At 61.7% G+C, this 16,121-nt stretch carries 16 protein-coding genes; 14 read left to right on the plus strand and 2 right to left on the minus strand.

Features of this window, described 5'->3' with window-relative positions; translation table 11 throughout:
* Nucleotides 1–232 precede the first annotated feature (232 nt).
* A complete protein-coding gene (gene rne / locus KVO92_RS17725; protein WP_217476845.1) occupies nt 233–3,376 on the minus strand; it encodes a ribonuclease E in 3,144 nt (1,047 codons plus the stop codon).
* Nucleotides 3,377–3,926: 550 nt separating this feature from the next.
* Here rne and rluC point away from each other — a divergent pair.
* From rluC to KVO92_RS17740, 3 genes are read left to right on the plus strand one after another with little or no spacing between them, the layout of a single operon-like run.
* Nucleotides 3,927–4,880 carry a 23S rRNA pseudouridine(955/2504/2580) synthase RluC gene (gene rluC / locus KVO92_RS17730; RefSeq protein ID WP_217476846.1) on the plus strand — a complete coding sequence of 318 codons (954 nt, stop codon included), beginning with the start codon at nt 3,927–3,929 and terminating at the stop codon, nt 4,878–4,880.
* Complete coding sequence (locus KVO92_RS17735) at nt 4,873–5,559, plus strand: HAD-IA family hydrolase (RefSeq protein WP_217476847.1); 687 nt, start codon at nt 4,873–4,875, stop codon at nt 5,557–5,559. Before rluC ends, KVO92_RS17735 begins: the two co-directional genes overlap by 8 nt.
* On the plus strand, nt 5,549–6,532 hold the full coding sequence (locus KVO92_RS17740) for a S49 family peptidase (protein ID WP_217476848.1): 984 nt from the start codon (nt 5,549–5,551) through the stop codon (nt 6,530–6,532). The genes KVO92_RS17735 and KVO92_RS17740 overlap by 11 nt, the downstream gene beginning before the upstream one ends.
* Before the next feature lie 14 nt (nt 6,533–6,546).
* On the opposite strand, the gene KVO92_RS17745 is transcribed toward KVO92_RS17740, so the two are convergent.
* The gene (locus KVO92_RS17745) at nt 6,547–7,125 is read right to left on the minus strand and encodes a Maf family protein (RefSeq protein ID WP_217476849.1); all 579 of its coding nucleotides are present in this window, start codon (nt 7,123–7,125) and stop codon (nt 6,547–6,549) included.
* 103 nt (nt 7,126–7,228) lie between these two features.
* Here KVO92_RS17745 and KVO92_RS17750 point away from each other — a divergent pair, with 103 nt between their 5' ends.
* From KVO92_RS17750 to KVO92_RS17800, 11 genes are all read left to right on the plus strand, one after another.
* Nucleotides 7,229–7,756, plus strand: a complete 528-nt coding sequence (locus KVO92_RS17750; RefSeq protein ID WP_217476850.1) for a YceD family protein — start codon at nt 7,229–7,231, stop codon at nt 7,754–7,756.
* A gap of 12 nt (nt 7,757–7,768) precedes the next feature.
* Entirely contained in the window at nt 7,769–7,951 is a 183-nt protein-coding gene (gene rpmF, locus KVO92_RS17755; protein WP_019342480.1) for a 50S ribosomal protein L32, read from the plus strand.
* A gap of 3 nt (nt 7,952–7,954) precedes the next feature.
* The gene (gene plsX / locus KVO92_RS17760) at nt 7,955–9,013 is read left to right on the plus strand and encodes a phosphate acyltransferase PlsX (RefSeq protein WP_217476851.1); all 1,059 of its coding nucleotides are present in this window, start codon (nt 7,955–7,957) and stop codon (nt 9,011–9,013) included.
* A gap of 72 nt (nt 9,014–9,085) precedes the next feature.
* Nucleotides 9,086–10,024 carry an ACP S-malonyltransferase gene (gene fabD / locus KVO92_RS17765; RefSeq protein WP_217476852.1) on the plus strand — a complete coding sequence of 313 codons (939 nt, stop codon included), beginning with the start codon at nt 9,086–9,088 and terminating at the stop codon, nt 10,022–10,024.
* A gap of 14 nt (nt 10,025–10,038) precedes the next feature.
* The gene (fabG, locus tag KVO92_RS17770) at nt 10,039–10,782 is read left to right on the plus strand and encodes a 3-oxoacyl-ACP reductase FabG (protein ID WP_158189368.1); all 744 of its coding nucleotides are present in this window, start codon (nt 10,039–10,041) and stop codon (nt 10,780–10,782) included.
* A 191-nt stretch (nt 10,783–10,973) separates the two neighbouring features.
* Entirely contained in the window at nt 10,974–11,210 is a 237-nt protein-coding gene (gene acpP, locus KVO92_RS17775; protein WP_003283670.1) for an acyl carrier protein, read from the plus strand.
* Between the two features lie 173 nt (nt 11,211–11,383).
* Nucleotides 11,384–12,628 (plus strand): beta-ketoacyl-ACP synthase II, encoded by a 1,245-nt coding sequence (fabF, locus tag KVO92_RS17780; RefSeq protein WP_217476853.1) that lies wholly within the window; start codon nt 11,384–11,386, stop codon nt 12,626–12,628.
* Between the two features lie 2 nt (nt 12,629–12,630).
* Nucleotides 12,631–13,446 (plus strand): aminodeoxychorismate lyase, encoded by an 816-nt coding sequence (gene pabC / locus KVO92_RS17785; RefSeq protein WP_217476854.1) that lies wholly within the window; start codon nt 12,631–12,633, stop codon nt 13,444–13,446.
* Nucleotides 13,443–14,510: an endolytic transglycosylase MltG gene (gene mltG / locus KVO92_RS17790; protein WP_217476855.1), complete on the plus strand. Its 1,068-nt coding sequence runs from the start codon at nt 13,443–13,445 to the stop codon at nt 14,508–14,510. The genes pabC and mltG overlap by 4 nt, the downstream gene beginning before the upstream one ends.
* The gene (gene tmk, locus KVO92_RS17795) at nt 14,507–15,139 is read left to right on the plus strand and encodes a dTMP kinase (protein WP_217476856.1); all 633 of its coding nucleotides are present in this window, start codon (nt 14,507–14,509) and stop codon (nt 15,137–15,139) included. Before mltG ends, tmk begins: the two co-directional genes overlap by 4 nt.
* Nucleotides 15,111–16,121 carry a DNA polymerase III subunit delta' gene (locus tag KVO92_RS17800; protein WP_217476857.1) on the plus strand — a complete coding sequence of 337 codons (1,011 nt, stop codon included), beginning with the start codon at nt 15,111–15,113 and terminating at the stop codon, nt 16,119–16,121. Before tmk ends, KVO92_RS17800 begins: the two co-directional genes overlap by 29 nt.

The raw sequence follows: 16,121 nt of genomic DNA on the forward strand, positions 1-16,121 counted from the left end.
GGGGGCGGCCTGGTCTGGACCGCCTCGCAGCACCAGACTCGTTCACGGCGTCCCGGTATCGGCTGCGCCTGTTCGAGTAAGGTTCATTCGGGAAGTAAACCACGACTTCATCCGCTGCTAGGCGCGCATCAATCACAGGCGTTTGCCAATGAAGAATGTGTAACCCTTGTTCAGGACGGGATAGCGAAAAAAAGGGGATGCCGAAGCATCCCCTTTTTTGCTGGCACGTCTGTCAGTGATGACGTTTGGCGCCGTCCCGCTCGGAGGTGACTGTCGTCTCCTCGGGCTCGTCAGCGGCGGGCTTTAGCGGCTCCGCTTCCGGCTGAGTGGCGACGGGTTCCGCTGCTGCCTCCGGCTCTGCCTGCGGTTCGACCGTTACTGGCTCTGGCTGCGGGGCCGCTTCAGCGGTTACGTCGCGCGCTTGGCTGTCCGCTTCCACCGGCTGGGTGGTTTCGGCCTCAACGGTCGGCGCACTGACTGCGACTTCGGGGCTGGCCAGCTCCTGGGTCACCTCGGTCGCGGGTGTTGCGGTTTTGGCTTCTGCCGCTTTCGCTTCAGCCTCGGCGGCCTCCTTGGCCAGGCGTTCCTGCTCGAGGCGGCGACGGCGGACTTCGCGAGGATCGTTAGGTGCACGACCGGATGCGGTTTGAGCCGGGGCCGCAGGCTCAGTCGGAGCCGGTGCGGGCTGCTCGATAGCCGGCGTGGCGGGTGCTTCGTCCACATCGCTTGGGCGTGCAGACTCTGGCTGGCCGAGCGGCTGAGTAGCAGGTTCTACCGGTGCGGGTTCGACTGCGGGAGCGCTGGCCTCGGCCACTGGCTCCACTACCGGCTCTACGGCTGTTTCGTTCACCGGCGGGGTAGTCTTGGTCGACTCATCGGCAGCTTCGATCGGCGCGGGCGTCTGCGAAGCTGGCTGATCGGCCGGCGTGGTGGTCACGGCCTCGGTGTCGGCCGTGTTTGCAGCAAGGGCTGCGGCAGTTGCCGCAATGGCGACTTGCTCGGACTTCACCGGTGCATTGCTTTCTTCGGCTTCGGCAGAACCCTCACCGGCCTCGGCGGCAATCTCGTTGCCGTTGGCATCGCGTTGGCGGTCGCGGCGGTTGCTACGACGACGCTGGCCGCGGGAGCGACGGCGTGGGCGGTCGTTACCTTCGGTCGAGTCCTGCTCGTCCTGCGCCGCCTCGGCGGTCTCTCCTTGCTGCAGTTCGTCCGCTTCTACGACCTGTTCAGCACGTGGCTCGCGAGGTTTGCGCTCTTCGCGAGGAGGCCGCGGTTTGCGCTCGCTGGCTTCTTCGCTGGTCGCTGCGGTTGGTGCAGTCTGGCTGGGTTCGTCCAGCGGTGCGCGCAGTTCACGTTTGCGCTCTTCGCGCGGCTGCCGGTCCTCGCGTGGGGCGCGTTCGCGGCGAGGTTGCGGCTGCGACGAGCTGTCATTGGTTTCGATCGGCTCACGGGCTTCGCGGGGCTCACGTGGCTTGCGCTCTTCGCGAGGCGGGCGTGCCTGACGCTCTTCACGAGCAGGGCGCTCTTCGCGTGGTTTGCGCTCCTCGTCGCGGTTGCTACGTGCATCGCGTCGGCGGTTCTGCTGGCGGCCACTGCGACGCTCGTCGTTGCGCGGCGGACGGCTGTTGCCGGCTGGCTTCTTCTCGACCTCGACGGCTGGGGTTTCCGGCTTGCCCGCAAAAAGGCCGACCAGCGACTTGACCAGGCCCTTGAACAGGCTGGGCTCCTGGACGCTGACCGTCGGTGCCTCTGCTGCAGCAGCGGGAACGGGGGCGGGCGCAGTACGTTGCGGTGCGGTTTTGACCGCCGCCTCCTGACGAACCAGGGTACGCGTCGAGCTGATCGGCTGAGCTTCCTCGGCCTCGGTCTGGCTCATCTCGTAGCTGGCCTGTCCGGCGATGATCTCGGGGCTGTCGTCGCGCAAACGCTGCACCTCGAAGTGCGGCGTTTCGAGGTGATCGTCCGGCAGGATAAAGATGCGTGCACGGGTACGCAGCTCGATCTTGGTGATGGCGTTACGTTTTTCGTTGAGCAGGAACGCGGCTACCTGGAACGGCACGCGCGCACGAACTTCGGCGGTGCGGTCTTTGAGAGCTTCTTCCTCGATCAGGCGCAGGATGGCCAGCGATAGCGATTCGACGTCGCGGATGATGCCCTGGCCATTGCAGCGTGGGCATACGATGCCGCTGGTTTCGCCGAGGGAAGGGCGCAGGCGCTGGCGGGACATCTCCAGCAGACCGAAGCGCGATATGCGGCCAACTTGGATGCGTGCGCGGTCGGCCTCGAGCGCTTCGCGGACCTTTTCCTCAACGGCTCGCTGGTTCTTGGCCGGCGTCATGTCGATGAAGTCGATGACGATCAGGCCGCCAATGTCACGCAGGCGCAGCTGGCGAGCGATCTCCTCGGCCGCTTCCAGGTTGGTCTGTAGCGCGGTTTCTTCAATGTCGCCGCCCTTGGTGGCGCGCGCCGAGTTGATGTCGATCGACACCAGCGCTTCGGTCGGGTCGATGACGATCGAGCCGCCGGACGGCAATTTCACTTCGCGCTGGAAGGCGGTTTCGATCTGGCTTTCGATCTGGAAGCGATTGAACAGTGGCACGCTGTCTTCGTACAGCTTGATCTTGCTGGCGTACTGCGGCATGACCTGCTGGATGAACGACAGTGCTTCGTCCTGGGCTTCGACGCTATCGATCAGTACTTCGCCGATGTCCTGGCGCAAATAGTCGCGGATGGCGCGGATGATGACGTTCGATTCCTGATAGATCAGGAAGGGCGCGGGCCGACCCTGGGATGCGTCTTTTACCGCGGCCCAGAGTTGCAGCAGGTAGTCGAGGTCCCACTGCATTTCTTCACTGGAGCGGCCGAGGCCGGCAGTGCGAACGATGAGCCCCATATCAGCCGGAACGTTGAGGCCGTTCAAGGCTTCACGAAGTTCGTTGCGCTCTTCGCCTTCGATCCGGCGGGAGATGCCTCCCGCACGCGGGTTGTTGGGCATCAGTACGAGATAGCGACCGGCCAGACTGATGAAAGTGGTCAGGGCAGCGCCCTTGTTGCCGCGCTCTTCCTTTTCGACCTGGACGATGACTTCCTGGCCTTCGCTCAGAACGTCCTTGATATTGACGCGGCCTTCGGGGGCCTTCCTGAAGTACTCGCGGGAAATTTCCTTGAGAGGGAGGAAGCCATGGCGGTCGGCACCGAAGTCCACGAAGGCGGCTTCTAGACTGGGTTCGACGCGGGTGATCTTGCCTTTGTAGATGTTGGCTTTTTTCTGTTCGCGGGCACCGGACTCGATATCGAGATCGAATAGGCGCTGGCCATCTACCAGTGCGACACGCAACTCTTCGGGCTGAGTTGCGTTAATTAGCATTCTTTTCATGTAGTACCGTCGGTTTCCAGGGCAGCGGAAACGGCGTTCGGCACACACGACTCTCGCGGTCGGTGTCAGGTGAGTCAGGAATGGTTGTAAGGCACTCCAGTGTCCAGCGATGTGAGGCCAGTTGGGCCAGCGTCGCGACGACGTCTCCTGCTTGCTGTCGGAACAGAAGCAATGGTTCGGGAGGAGGAATCAGCAATCGGTAGCGGACGGAATGAAGCGTCTATGAAAGCCTTTGCTACGCACTCCGATGGCTGTACATCTCCACCCAACACTCATACTTTGAAAATCGGGTGCCGCTCGCAGAATCCGGGAGCGGGTTATCGATTATCGCGATTCCCCAGCGGGGGCACGCATCATGTCTTCAAGGCTTGTTTCGGTGCTTCTGCTGCTTGAGAGAAGCGCCGTCGGACGGCCTCACGTCCTCGAACATTGCTGAGCCGGGAAGGGCGGTTTCGCTGTCATTCCTCGGCCTGGCCACTTTTGGCGGCGTTTGGACTATAACAGTAATGTTTAAGTGCTTCAAATCAGGGAAAATTGATATCATCGCCGGATGACCAATACCCCTTCCCAGACTTCCGGCGTGCAAATGCTCGAGGTCTCGCCGGAGCTTGCCGGCCAACGTATCGACAACTTTTTGCGTACCCAGCTCAAGGGTGTGCCCAAGACCCTGATCTACCGCATCCTGCGAAAGGGGGAAGTGCGGGTGAACAAGGGGCGCATCAAACCCGAGTACAAGCTCCAGGCCGGCGACGTGGTGCGTGTGCCGCCGCTTCGGCTGCCCGAGCGCGATGAGGCGGTGCCTCTGGCTCAGGGGCTGCTGGAGCGCCTCGAGGCAGCCATCGTCTATGAAGACAAGGCGCTTATCGTCCTCAACAAGCCAGCAGGGATCGCGGTGCACGGCGGTAGTGGACTGAGCTTCGGTGTCATCGAGGCGCTGCGTCAGCTGCGCCCTGACGCTAAGGAGCTCGAATTGGTACATCGTCTGGATCGGGATACGTCCGGATTGCTGATGGTTGCCAAGAAGCGCAGCATGTTGCGTCACCTGCATCAGGCGTTGCGCGGCGATGGCGTGGACAAGCGGTATATGGCGCTTGTGCGTGGCCGCTGGGACGCCGGCAAAAAGCAGGTCAGCGCTCCTTTGCTGAAGAATACGCTGCGTTCCGGGGAGCGGATGGTCGAGGTCACTGAGGAGGGCAAGGAGGCGCTGACGCTTTTTCGTGTCCTGCGCCGCTTCGGTGATTTCGCCACACTGGTCGAAGCCAAGCCGGTAACCGGTCGCACGCACCAGATCCGCGTACATGCCCGTCACGCCGGCCACAGCATTGCAGGCGACAGTAAGTATGGCGATGAAGAATTTACCGGCGTGATTCGAGAGCTGGGCGGTAAACGGTTGTTCCTGCATGCCTATGCGCTGAAGGTGCCTTTGCCCGAAGGCGGCGAACTCAGTCTGGAAGCGCCGGTCGATGATGTCTGGGCGCGGACGCTGGAGCGGCTGAGTGAGTAAGTACGAGCTGCTGATCTTCGACTGGGACGGGACTCTGGTGGATTCGATCGGGCGTATCGTCGAATCCATTTCCGCCGCCGCTGCCAGCTGTGATCTGCCCGCGCTTGATGAGCATGCCATCAAGGGAATCATTGGTCTGGGGCTGCCAGAAGCGATCGCTGCGCTGTATCCCCACGTAACCGATACCCGAACGGCCGAGGCGTTTCGTCGTGCCTATGCCGATCACTACCTCTCGCTTGAGGTCGAGCCGTCGGCGCCCTATCCGGGCGTGGTGTCGGCTTTGCAAGAATTTCGCGATCGCGGGCACCTGCTTGCCGTGGCTACCGGGAAAGGGCGGCGTGGATTGGATCGAGTGCTTGCGGGCCAAGGGTGGAGCGATTACTTCGACGTGACCCGCTGCGCCGATGAAACAGCAAGCAAGCCCGATCCGCTGATGCTTCAGGAGATTCTGTCGCATTGTGGCGTGCGGCCGGAGCGGGCGCTGATGATCGGTGACTCGGTGTTCGATCTGGAGATGGCCCGTCGAGCCGGCATCGACAGCGTTGCGGTCTCCTACGGTGCTCAACCGCTGGAGGTGTTGCGGGCATGCTCGCCGTGTCTAACCATCACACATTTTTCGGAGCTCAGTGACTGGCTGTGCTCCGCTGACTCGGTTGTTGAGGTCGCATATGTCGGATGAATGGAAAGCGCCTGTGAACGATGCGCAGGAGGATCGCAACAGCTGGCGGTTGCTGGAGAAGACGATGCTGGCCGGTGTGCAGGAGCAGCGGCGAGCTCGGCGCTGGGGGATATTCTTCAAGCTGTTGACGTTCGTTTATCTCTTCGGTGCGCTGCTGATGTTCTCGCCACTGTTGCACCTGGGAGAGGGCAAGGCTGCGAGCGGTGGTCATACCGCGGTGGTCAACGTTCGCGGGATGATTGCCGATGACGAGCCTGCAAGTGCCGACAATATCATTGGGGCGCTGCGGTCGGCATTTGAGGACGCCAACACCAAGGGCGTGGTCCTGCGCATCAACAGTCCGGGCGGCAGTCCGGTGCAGTCAGGATATATCTACGACGAGATCCGCCGGCTGCGAGGGGAATATCCGGACATCAAGGTCTATGCCGTCATTACCGATCTGGGGGCGTCGGGCGCCTATTACATCGCCAGCGCAGCGGATGAAATATATGCCGACAAATCGAGTCTGGTTGGCTCGATAGGTGTCACGGCAGCCACCTTCGGCTTCGTCGAGACCATGGACAAGCTGGGTGTGGAGCGACGGGTTTATACCTCGGGCGAACACAAGGCGTTTCTGGATCCGTTCCAGCCGGAAAAGCCGGAGGAGACGAAGTTCTGGCGCGAGGTCTTGGCTACCACGCATCGGCAGTTCATCGAGAGCGTCAAGCAGGGGCGTGGCGATCGGTTGCAGGTCGCCGGGCATCCTGAACTGTTTTCCGGGCTTGTCTGGTCCGGCGAGCAGGCGCTCGAGCTCGGCCTTATCGATGGTCTCGGCAGTACCGGGTCGGTTGCGCGTGACGTGATTGGCGAGGCGCAGCTGGAGGACTTCACGGTGAAGGACTCCGCTCTGGACCGTTTCACCAAGAAGCTGGGCGCCAGCATCGGCGCTCAGTTGGGCCTGTGGATGGGGCTTCAGGGGCCGCAGCTGCGCTAGCGCCGCGGCGCCTGTCAGGGCACTTCGACACCGGCCTGATTGAGCATCTCCACCAGTCGGATCAGGGGCAAGCCAATCAGGCTGGTCGCGTCGGTCCCTTCGGTGGCCTTGAACAGGCTGATCCCCAGGCCTTCTGCCTTGAAGCTGCCCGCACAATCATAGGGTTGCTCGGCTTTCAGGTAGCGCTCGATCTGTTGCTCGCTGAGTGAGCGGAAGTGGACGGTGAACCGGATGCAGTCGATCTCGGCGTGGCCGGTTCGGCTGTCCAGCAGTGCGAGCCCGGTCAGAAAGCTGATGCTTTTCCCGCTGCTGTGCTGCAGCTGCAGCTTTGCCCGCTCGAACGTGTAGGGTTTGCCAACGATGCCGTGCTCGGAGACGGCCACCTGGTCTGACCCGATGATCAGGTGTTCCGGGTAATGTCCGGCCAATGCTCGAGCTTTTTCGAGAGCAAGGCGGCGCACCAGTTGTTCCGGCTGCTCGCCAGGATGCGCCGTCTCGTCGATGTCAGGGGCGGCGCAATCGAAGGCAACGTGCAGGCGCGACAGCAGTTCACGTCGATAAGGGGAGCTCGATGCCAGCAGAAGACGGCGCATTTTCTTCCTTTTATATAGGTGTCCGATCGGTGGTCGGCGGACAGTCATTGTGCGGCTGAATTCCTTTGACAGTCGAGGGGCGCATCCCTAGAATGCCGCGCTTATGTTGAAAGGACCGATACCACCGCACGTTGATCCGCGCAAGCTCGCCGACCGAGCGGCCGCCCTGAAGGGTGAGCTGCAGCTGTCCGAGCTGAAGCGGCTCGTCGATCCTCTTGAGGACGATAAGGGTGTGGTGCGCGCCAGTTTTGATTTCGGGCGCGACGAACAGCGTACTGTGGTTATCCGCAGCGAGCTGGATGTTGAGGTCACCATGATTTGCCAGCGTTGTCTGGAGCCGGTTGTTCTTCCGATTCACAGCGAGTGTGTCTATGCCGTGGTGAATGAAGGGGCGAGCAGTCAGCACCTGCCGAAGGGCTATGACGTGCTGGAAGTGGGAGAGGATCCTCTGGATCTGCTGGCGCTGGTTGAAGAGGAGCTTCTGCTCGCTCTTCCGATTGTTCCACTCCATGACCAAGAAGTTTGCCAGCCGCCGGCTGGGCCTGATGAGCCCGAGCCGAATGAGGACGAGGTATCGCGGTCCAACCCGTTCAGCGTACTGGCTCAGTTAAAGCGTGACCCAAACGTTTAGGAGTTGATCCCAATGGCTGTTCAGCAGAACAAAAAATCCCGTTCCGCCCGTGACATGCGTCGTTCGCACGACGCGCTCGAGCCGAACGCCCTGTCCGTGGAAAAGAGCACTGGTGAAGTTCACCTGCGCCACCACGTTTCCCCGGAAGGTTTCTACCGTGGTCGTAAAGTGATCGACAAGGGCGCTGACGAGTAAACCTTGTCTGCTCCGATCATAGCGATCGATGCAATGGGTGGGGACTTCGGTCCCCACTGCATTGTTCCGGCCAGCCTTCTCTGTCTGGCTGAGTCCCCCTCGCTGCATCTGGCCCTGGTTGGCCAAGCCTCCGTACTTGAAGAGATCATCGCCCGGCATTCGGGTGTGGATCGTTCGCGCCTGACGATTATTCCTGCCGATGCAGTGATCGGTATGGATGAGCGTCCCACCCAGGCCTTGCGCACCAAGCCGCGCTCGTCGATGCGTGTCGCGTTGGAGTGCGTGCGTGACGGGCGGGCCCAGGCGTGTGTCAGTGCCGGCAATACCGGGGCTCTGATGGCGCTCGCTCGGCACGTGTTGAAGACGCTGCCAGGGGTCGATCGGCCCGCTATGGTGACCGCTATCCCCACGCTCCAAGGCGCATGCTTGCTGCTTGACCTGGGTGCCAATGTCGATTGCACCGCCGAACAGCTCTATCAGTTCGCAGTGATGGGTTCCGTGGCGGCCGAAAGCCTCGGAATCGAGCAACCACGGGTATCGTTATTGAATGTCGGTACCGAGGACATCAAGGGGAATCTGCAGGTCAAGGCGGCGGCCGGCCTCCTGCAGCAGGCGAGCGGCATTAATTATCGAGGCTTCATCGAAGGCGACGGGCTGTTTCGTGGCGAGACGGACGTGGCGGTTTGCGATGGTTTCGTCGGTAATGTGCTGCTCAAATCCAGCGAGGGGCTGGCGTCCATGGTGGCTTCGCGTGTCGAGGCGTTGTTTCGCCGCTCGCTGATGTCGCGTCTGGTTGGCGCACTGGCTTTGCCCTTGCTGCGACAGTTGCGCGCTGACCTGCGACCCGCGCAATACAATGGCGCCAGTTTTCTCGGGCTTCAGGGTATCGTTGTGAAGAGCCATGGCGGCGCGGGCGCCGAAGGGTTTCGCTCGGCGATCCTGCGAGCCGCATTGGATGTCCAGCACAATCTGCCGGAGCAATTGCATAGTCGGCTCGAGCATCTGCTCGTGACCAATCGGTCGGTAAACGACGCCGGCGATGTGACCGCCGCCGATAGTTAGCCATCCAACTGACTAAATTCGGTGCGCCTGGTGGCGTATTCTTTTGACGAACAACCACAAGAGAGCCGTTTCATGTCCGCATCACTTGCATTCGTCTTTCCGGGGCAGGGTTCCCAGGCCCTTGGCATGCTCGCTGAGCACGGTGCGCAGCAATCCCTGATTATCGATACCTTCGCTGAAGCATCGTCCACCCTGGGCTACGATCTTTGGGCTTTGTGCCAAGAGGGCCCCGAGGCTCAGCTGAACCAGACCGACAAGACCCAGCCGGCGATCCTGGTCGCTTCGATCGCGCTATGGCGTCTGTGGCTGGCCGAAGGCGGCGCGAAGCCGGCCTTTGTCGCTGGGCATAGCTTGGGTGAATACTCGGCATTGGTCGCCGCCGGCAGCTTGCCCTTTTCCGAAGCTGTGTCGTTGGTGGAGTTGCGCGGGCAGCTTATGCAGCAAGCGGTTCCAGCGGGTACCGGCGGTATGGCGGCGATTCTGGGGCTGGAAGACGCCGACGTCCTGGCAGCCTGTAGCGAAGCCGCCCAAGGTGAGGTCGTCAGCGCCGTCAACTTCAATGCCCCTGGTCAGGTCGTGATCGCGGGAAGTGCCGCGGCGGTCGAGCGTGCGATCGAGGCGTGCAAGGCCAAAGGTGCCAAGCGCGCCATGCCATTGCCGGTCAGTGTGCCTTCGCATTGCGAGCTGATGCGCCCGGCCGCTGAGCGTTTTGCCGATGCGGTTACGCGCATCGATTGGCAGGCGCCTGAAATTCCGCTGGTTCAGAATGTCAGCGCGGCGATCGTTTCTGATTTGGATACGCTCAAGCGCGACTTGCTGGCTCAGCTTTACAGTCCGGTACGCTGGGTCGAGACCATTGTCGCGCTGAGTGAGCGCGGCGTGACCGATCTGGTGGAGTGTGGTCCGGGCAAGGTGCTTTCCGGCCTTAACAAGCGCTGCGTCAAAGGCATCAACACCTACAACCTGGATACCCCCGAAGCGTTTGCTGCCACGCGTGGCGCGCTGGTCTGAACAAGGAGACATCTATGAATCTGCAAGGCAAGGTTGCCCTGGTAACGGGCGCTAGTCGTGGCATCGGTCAGGCTATCGCATTGGAACTGGGCCGCCAGGGCGCCATCGTGATCGGTACGGCGACATCTTCGTCGGGCGCCGAACGTATCGCCGAGACGCTCAAGGAGAACGGCATCGAGGGCGCTGGCCTGGTGCTGGACGTCACCAGTGATGAATCCGTTGCCACTACGCTGGAGCACATCCAGCAGCACCTCGGGCAGCCGGCCATCCTCGTCAACAACGCAGGCATCACGCGTGACAACCTGATGTTGCGCATGAAGGACGATGAATGGCATGACGTGATCAATACCAATCTCAGCAGCCTGTATCGTCTGACCAAGGGCGTCCTGCGCGGCATGACCAAGGCACGCTGGGGGCGAATCATCAGCATTGGTTCCGTGGTGGGTGCCATGGGCAACGCAGGGCAGGTAAACTACGCCGCAGCCAAAGCCGGGCTCGAAGGTTTCAGCCGGGCACTGGCGCGAGAAGTCGGTTCGCGCGGTATTACGGTCAACGCCGTGGCGCCGGGCTTCATCGATACAGACATGACGCGTGAGCTTCCCGAAGCTCAGCGTGACGCATTGCTGGGGCAGATCCCGTTGGGTCGTCTTGGGCAGGCGGAGGAAATTGCCAAGGTCGTCGCCTTCCTAGCTTCTGACGGCGCTGCCTACGTCACTGGCGCTACGGTTCCGGTGAATGGCGGCATGTACATGAGCTAATGTGACGCCCAACGCATGTAAGCAGTCATAACGGCTGAATAGTTTCGTTATAAAACTGCGGTTCGTTTATAGACAGATGGTTGAAAGCAGGTTCATGCTTGCCCGCTTTCAGCTTGAAATGCGGAAAACGCTTTCTATACACTACCGCGCAGACCAGCTGCCTGATTTTTCCATAGGAGTGAAAACAAGGTATGAGCACCATCGAAGAACGCGTCAAGAAAATCGTTGCCGAGCAACTTGGCGTCAAAGAAGAGGAAGTTACCAACAGCGCTTCCTTCGTCGAAGACCTGGGTGCCGACTCCCTTGACACCGTTGAGCTGGTGATGGCTCTGGAAGAGGAATTCGAGACCGAAATCCCGGACGAGCAAGCCGAAAAGATCACCACTGTTCAAGAAGCTATCGATTACATCAACGCGCACGCGCAGTAAGTTGTAATCCCGCTTCGAACCAGTAAGCCGCACTGCCTCTCAACAGGCAGTGCGGCTTTTGTTTGTTAGTGTATTCAGCTGGTCGTGCGTTTTTGCGCGATGTCTGTGATGGTCGGCCTCGCCCGTTGCGTATGCTGGGGCGGGTCGGTCGAATCAACGTAAGGAGAATTGCTGTGTCGCGTAGACGCGTCGTAATCACCGGGATGGGCATGCTATCGCCGCTGGGTAACGATGTGCCAAGCAGCTGGCAGGGTATTCTCGCCGGCCGTAGTGGCATCGGCCTGATAGAGCACATGGACCTTTCCGCCTACTCCACTCGTTTTGGCGGATCGATCAAGAATTTCGACGTCGAGCAGTACCTGCCTGCGAAAGAGGCACGCAAGCTCGACTTGTTCATTCAGTACGGTTTGGCTGCCAGTTTCCAGGCAGTGCGCGATTCCGGCCTGGAAATCACCGACGCCAACCGCGAGCGCATTGGCGTCGCGATGGGCTCGGGTATTGGTGGTCTCACCAATATCGAAAACAGCTGCAAAGCGCTGATCGAGCAGGGGCCACGCCGTATCTCCCCGTTTTTCGTACCAGGCTCGATCATCAACATGGTGTCTGGCTTTCTGTCGATCCACCTGGGTCTGCAGGGACCGAACTACGCGATCGCTACCGCCTGCACCACCGGCACCCATTGCATCGGCATGGCCGCGCGCAACATTGCTTACGGCGAAGCGGATGTCATGGTCGCCGGGGGCTCGGAAATGGCTGCCAGCGGCCTTGGCATTGGCGGATTCGCCGCCGCGCGCGCGCTGTCCACCCGCAACGAGGATCCGGCGGCGGCGAGCCGTCCATGGGACAAGGGGCGCGATGGCTTCGTCCTGTCCGATGGTGCTGGGGCGCTTGTGTTGGAGGAACTCGAGCATGCCAAGGCGCGTGGAGCGAAAATTTACGCCGAGCTGATCGGCTTCGGCATGAGCGCCGATGCCTTCCACATGACGTCGCCACCGGACGACGGCGCTGGTGCGGCTCGTTGCATTCGCAATGCGATAGTGGACGCGAAGATCGATGCGGCCCAGGTCGGTTACATCAACGCGCATGGCACCTCGACACCTGCGGGCGACAAGGCCGAGGCCGCGGCGATAAAAACCGTGTTTGGTGACCATGCCTATGAGCTATCCGTGAGCTCCACGAAATCGATGGTCGGCCATTTGCTTGGCGCTGCGGGTGCCGTCGAGGCAATCTTCAGCGTGCTCGCCATCCGCGATCAGGTCGCCCCGCCGACCATCAACCTCGACGAGCCGGACGAGGGATGCGATCTGGACTTCGTTCCTCACGAAGCGAAACCGCGGGCCATCGACATCGCCATCTCCAACTCCTTCGGCTTCGGTGGCACCAACGGTTCGCTGGTTTTCAGCCGGTTCACCGAGTGACATTGAGCTGGGTCGACGGGCAGCCCGCTGATGGGCTGCCGGTCCATGACCGCGGACTGGCGTACGGTGATGGACTCTTCGAGACCATCAAGGTCATCCGCGGCGAGCCCGAACTGCTGGACCGCCATCTCGATCGTCTCGGACTGGGCTGCCGCCGGTTTGCCTTCGCCTGCGACCTGCTGGCGGTGCGACAGCAGATCATCGCGTTTAGCGCGGCGCTGGAAACGGGCGTAGCCAAGTTGATACTGACGCGCGGAGACGGGCGGCGGGGCTACGGCCCGCCATCCGAGAGCCGGCCGCGCATCATCCTGCTGGGGTCGACGCTGCCGGAGTACCCTGTTGAGCACTACGAGCAGGGCATTCGGCTGTATCCCTGTGCGATGCGTCTTGCCGAGCAGCCGGCCCTGGCTGGGCTGAAACATCTCAATCGGCTGGAGCAGGTCCTGGCACGTGGCGAGTGGCAGGATGGGTGTTTTGCCGAAGGCTTGATGTGCGATACCACCGGGCGCGTCATCGAGGGCGTGTTCAGCAATATCTTCATCGTTGAATCCAGCCAGCTGCTGACGCCAGCGCTCGAGCGCTGCGGTGTGGCCGGTGTGATGCGCGAGGAAATCCTCGCCCGCGCGCGACAGGCAGGCATCAGCGTCCAGGTCGCGGATATTTCGCGAGCGCGTCTGGCTGCTGCCGATGAGGTCTTCGTCTGCAACAGCCTGTATGGCATCTGGCCCGTGCGGCAATTGGAGGCCAGCGTCTGGCCGGTGGGGCCGCTCACACGTAAACTTCAGCACCTGCTGGCTGATCTATCGAGTAATACGTGATTCGAAAACTGTCTTTCGCGCTCCTTGGCGCCGCGCTGATCGTCACGCTGGCGCTCGGGGTGGTCGCCTGGAAGGTTTACGCCGCGCTGGAGCAGCCGTTACAGGTGGCAGAGCCGCGGGCGTTGGAAGTTCAGCCGGGCGATACACCCAGTGGCGTGTTCCAGCGCCTGGAGCGAGAGGGTACCTTGAGTGGCTCGTTCTGGTTGCGGTTGCATTGGCGACTCAGGCTGTCCGGGCAGACGCTGCACAGTGGCGAATACCCGCTGCGGCCCGACATGACCGCGCGCGACCTGATCGGCTTGTGGCAACGCGGGGAGGTCATCCAGCACACCCTGACCATCGTCGAGGGCTGGAATTTCCGCCAGGTGCGCGCTGCGCTGCAGGCGCTGCCTACGATCCAGCAGACGCTCGAGGGTGTTTCCGATGACGAGGTGATGGCGCGACTGGGGCATCCCGGTGTTCATCCTGAGGGACGTTTCTTTCCGGATACCTACAGCTTCACACGGGGTGTGGCCGATACCGAGTTGCTGCAGAGAGCGTTCGCGCGCTTGGAGGCTGTTCTGGAGCAAGAGTGGCAAGCGCGCAGCGAAGGCCTGCCGTACACGGATCCTTACCAGGCGCTGATCATGGCCTCGATCATCGAGAAGGAAACGGGCGTGCCGTCGGAGCGTGGCGAAATTGCAGGTGTGTTCGTTCGCCGGTTGCAGCGCGGCATGTTGCTGCAAACCGACCCCACGGTGATCTACGGCATGGGGGATCAGTACCAAGGCCGGATTACCCGCAACGACCTGCGTAGACCAACGCCCTATAACACCTACACCAATACCGGGCTGCCGCCGACTCCCATCGCCATGGTTGGACGCGAAGCGATTCACGCCGCGTTGCATCCCGCTGATGGCCAGAGCCTCTACTTCGTCGCGCGTGGCGACGGCAGTCACGTATTCAGTGATTCGCTGAGCGAGCACAATCGTGCGGTGCGGGAATATCAGCTCAAGCGCCGTGCGGATTACCGCTCCAGCCCACCGCCAAGAAAAACGCCGGCACCGATCGAGAATACCCAGTGACAGGACTCTTTATCTCCCTGGAAGGGCCCGAGGGGGCCGGGAAAAGCACCAATCGCGACTACCTCGCGCAACGTCTTCGTGAGCACGGCCTGGATGTCGTGTTGACCCGGGAGCCCGGTGGAACGCCGCTGGCCGAGCGGATTCGCGAGCTACTGTTGACGCCTGCGAGCGAACCCATGTGCAGTGATACCGAGTTGCTGCTGGTATTTGCCGCACGCGCCCAGCATCTGGCTCAGGTTATCCGTCCGGCATTGGCACGTGGCGCCTTGGTGCTTTGCGACCGCTTCACCGACGCCACCTATGCGTATCAGGGGGGCGGGCGCGGCCTGGCTTTCCAGCGCATCGAGCAGCTGGAGCAGTTCGTGCAGGGCGAGATGCGTCCTGATTTGACCCTGATTTTCGATCTGCCTGTGGAGGTCGGTCTGGCCCGTGCCGCGGCGCGGGGTCGCCTCGATCGGTTCGAGCAGGAAGGGCTGGAGTTCTTCGAGGCGGTTCGCAATGCTTATCTCGAGCGTGCCCGCCAGGTGCCGCAGCGCTATCGGATTATCGACGCGGGGCAATCGTTGACTGCGGTTCAGGCCGATCTGGACGGGCTCCTGCATGAAATTCTGGAGCGCACCATTGGCTGACGGCATCCTTCCGTGGCAAGCCGACCTCTGGCAGTTGCTGGCGGGGCGCCGGCAGCATGCACATGCCTACCTGCTGCACGGGCCATCCGGCATCGGCAAGCGGGCCCTGGCCGAGCGCCTGATGGCGCTCCTGCTGTGCCAGCAGCCGCTGCCGAGCGGTGCCTGTGGCGCCTGCAAGGGTTGCCTGCTGCTGGCCGCGCAGACGCATCCGGATCACTACATTCTCGAGCCGGAAGAGGTGGACAAGGCCATCCGCGTCGATCAGGTCCGCCAGCTGGTTGGCTTCATCAGTCAGACCGCTCAGCTCGGCGGCCGTAAGGTCGTGCTGCTGGAGCCGGCGGAGGCGATGAACCTGAACGCGGCCAACGCGCTGCTCAAGAGTCTGGAAGAACCTGCGGGCGATACCGTGCTGTTGTTGATCAGCCATCAGCCGAGCCGCTTGCTGCCAACCATCAAGAGTCGCTGTGTGCAGCAGCGTTGCCCTCTGCCTGGTCGCCAGCAGAGCCTGGATTGGCTTGCCGGGCGGCTGCCGGAGCTTTCGGCTGAGCGGCGAGAGGAGTTACTGACCCTGGCGGCTAACTCGCCCTTGGCTGCGCTGCAGTTGCATGGCCAAGGCGTCCTGGAGGCGCGCGCACAGGTGATCGAGGACGTGAAAAAACTGCTCAAACGGCAGCAATCACCCAGCCAGCTGGCAGAAGCCTGGAACCCTTTGTCGTTGATTCTGGTTATCGACTGGTTCTGTGAGTGGGCGCACCTGGTGCTGCGTTACCGGATGACCGGCGATGAAGAAGGGCTGGGCTCGGCCGATATGCAAAAGGTCATCCAATACCTGGCGCAGAAGAGTTCTCTCCCCGCGCTGCTGGAACTGCAGGACTGGTTGTTGGCTCATCGGCAGAAGGTGCTGGGAAAAGCCAACCTCAACCGTGTCTTGCTTCTCGAAGCGCTTCTGGTGAAGTGGGCAAGCCTCCCCGGGCCGGGCTAG

It is taken from the genome of Stutzerimonas stutzeri, assembly GCF_019090095.1.
In the GTDB taxonomy this organism is placed as follows: domain Bacteria; phylum Pseudomonadota; class Gammaproteobacteria; order Pseudomonadales; family Pseudomonadaceae; genus Stutzerimonas; species Stutzerimonas stutzeri_AN.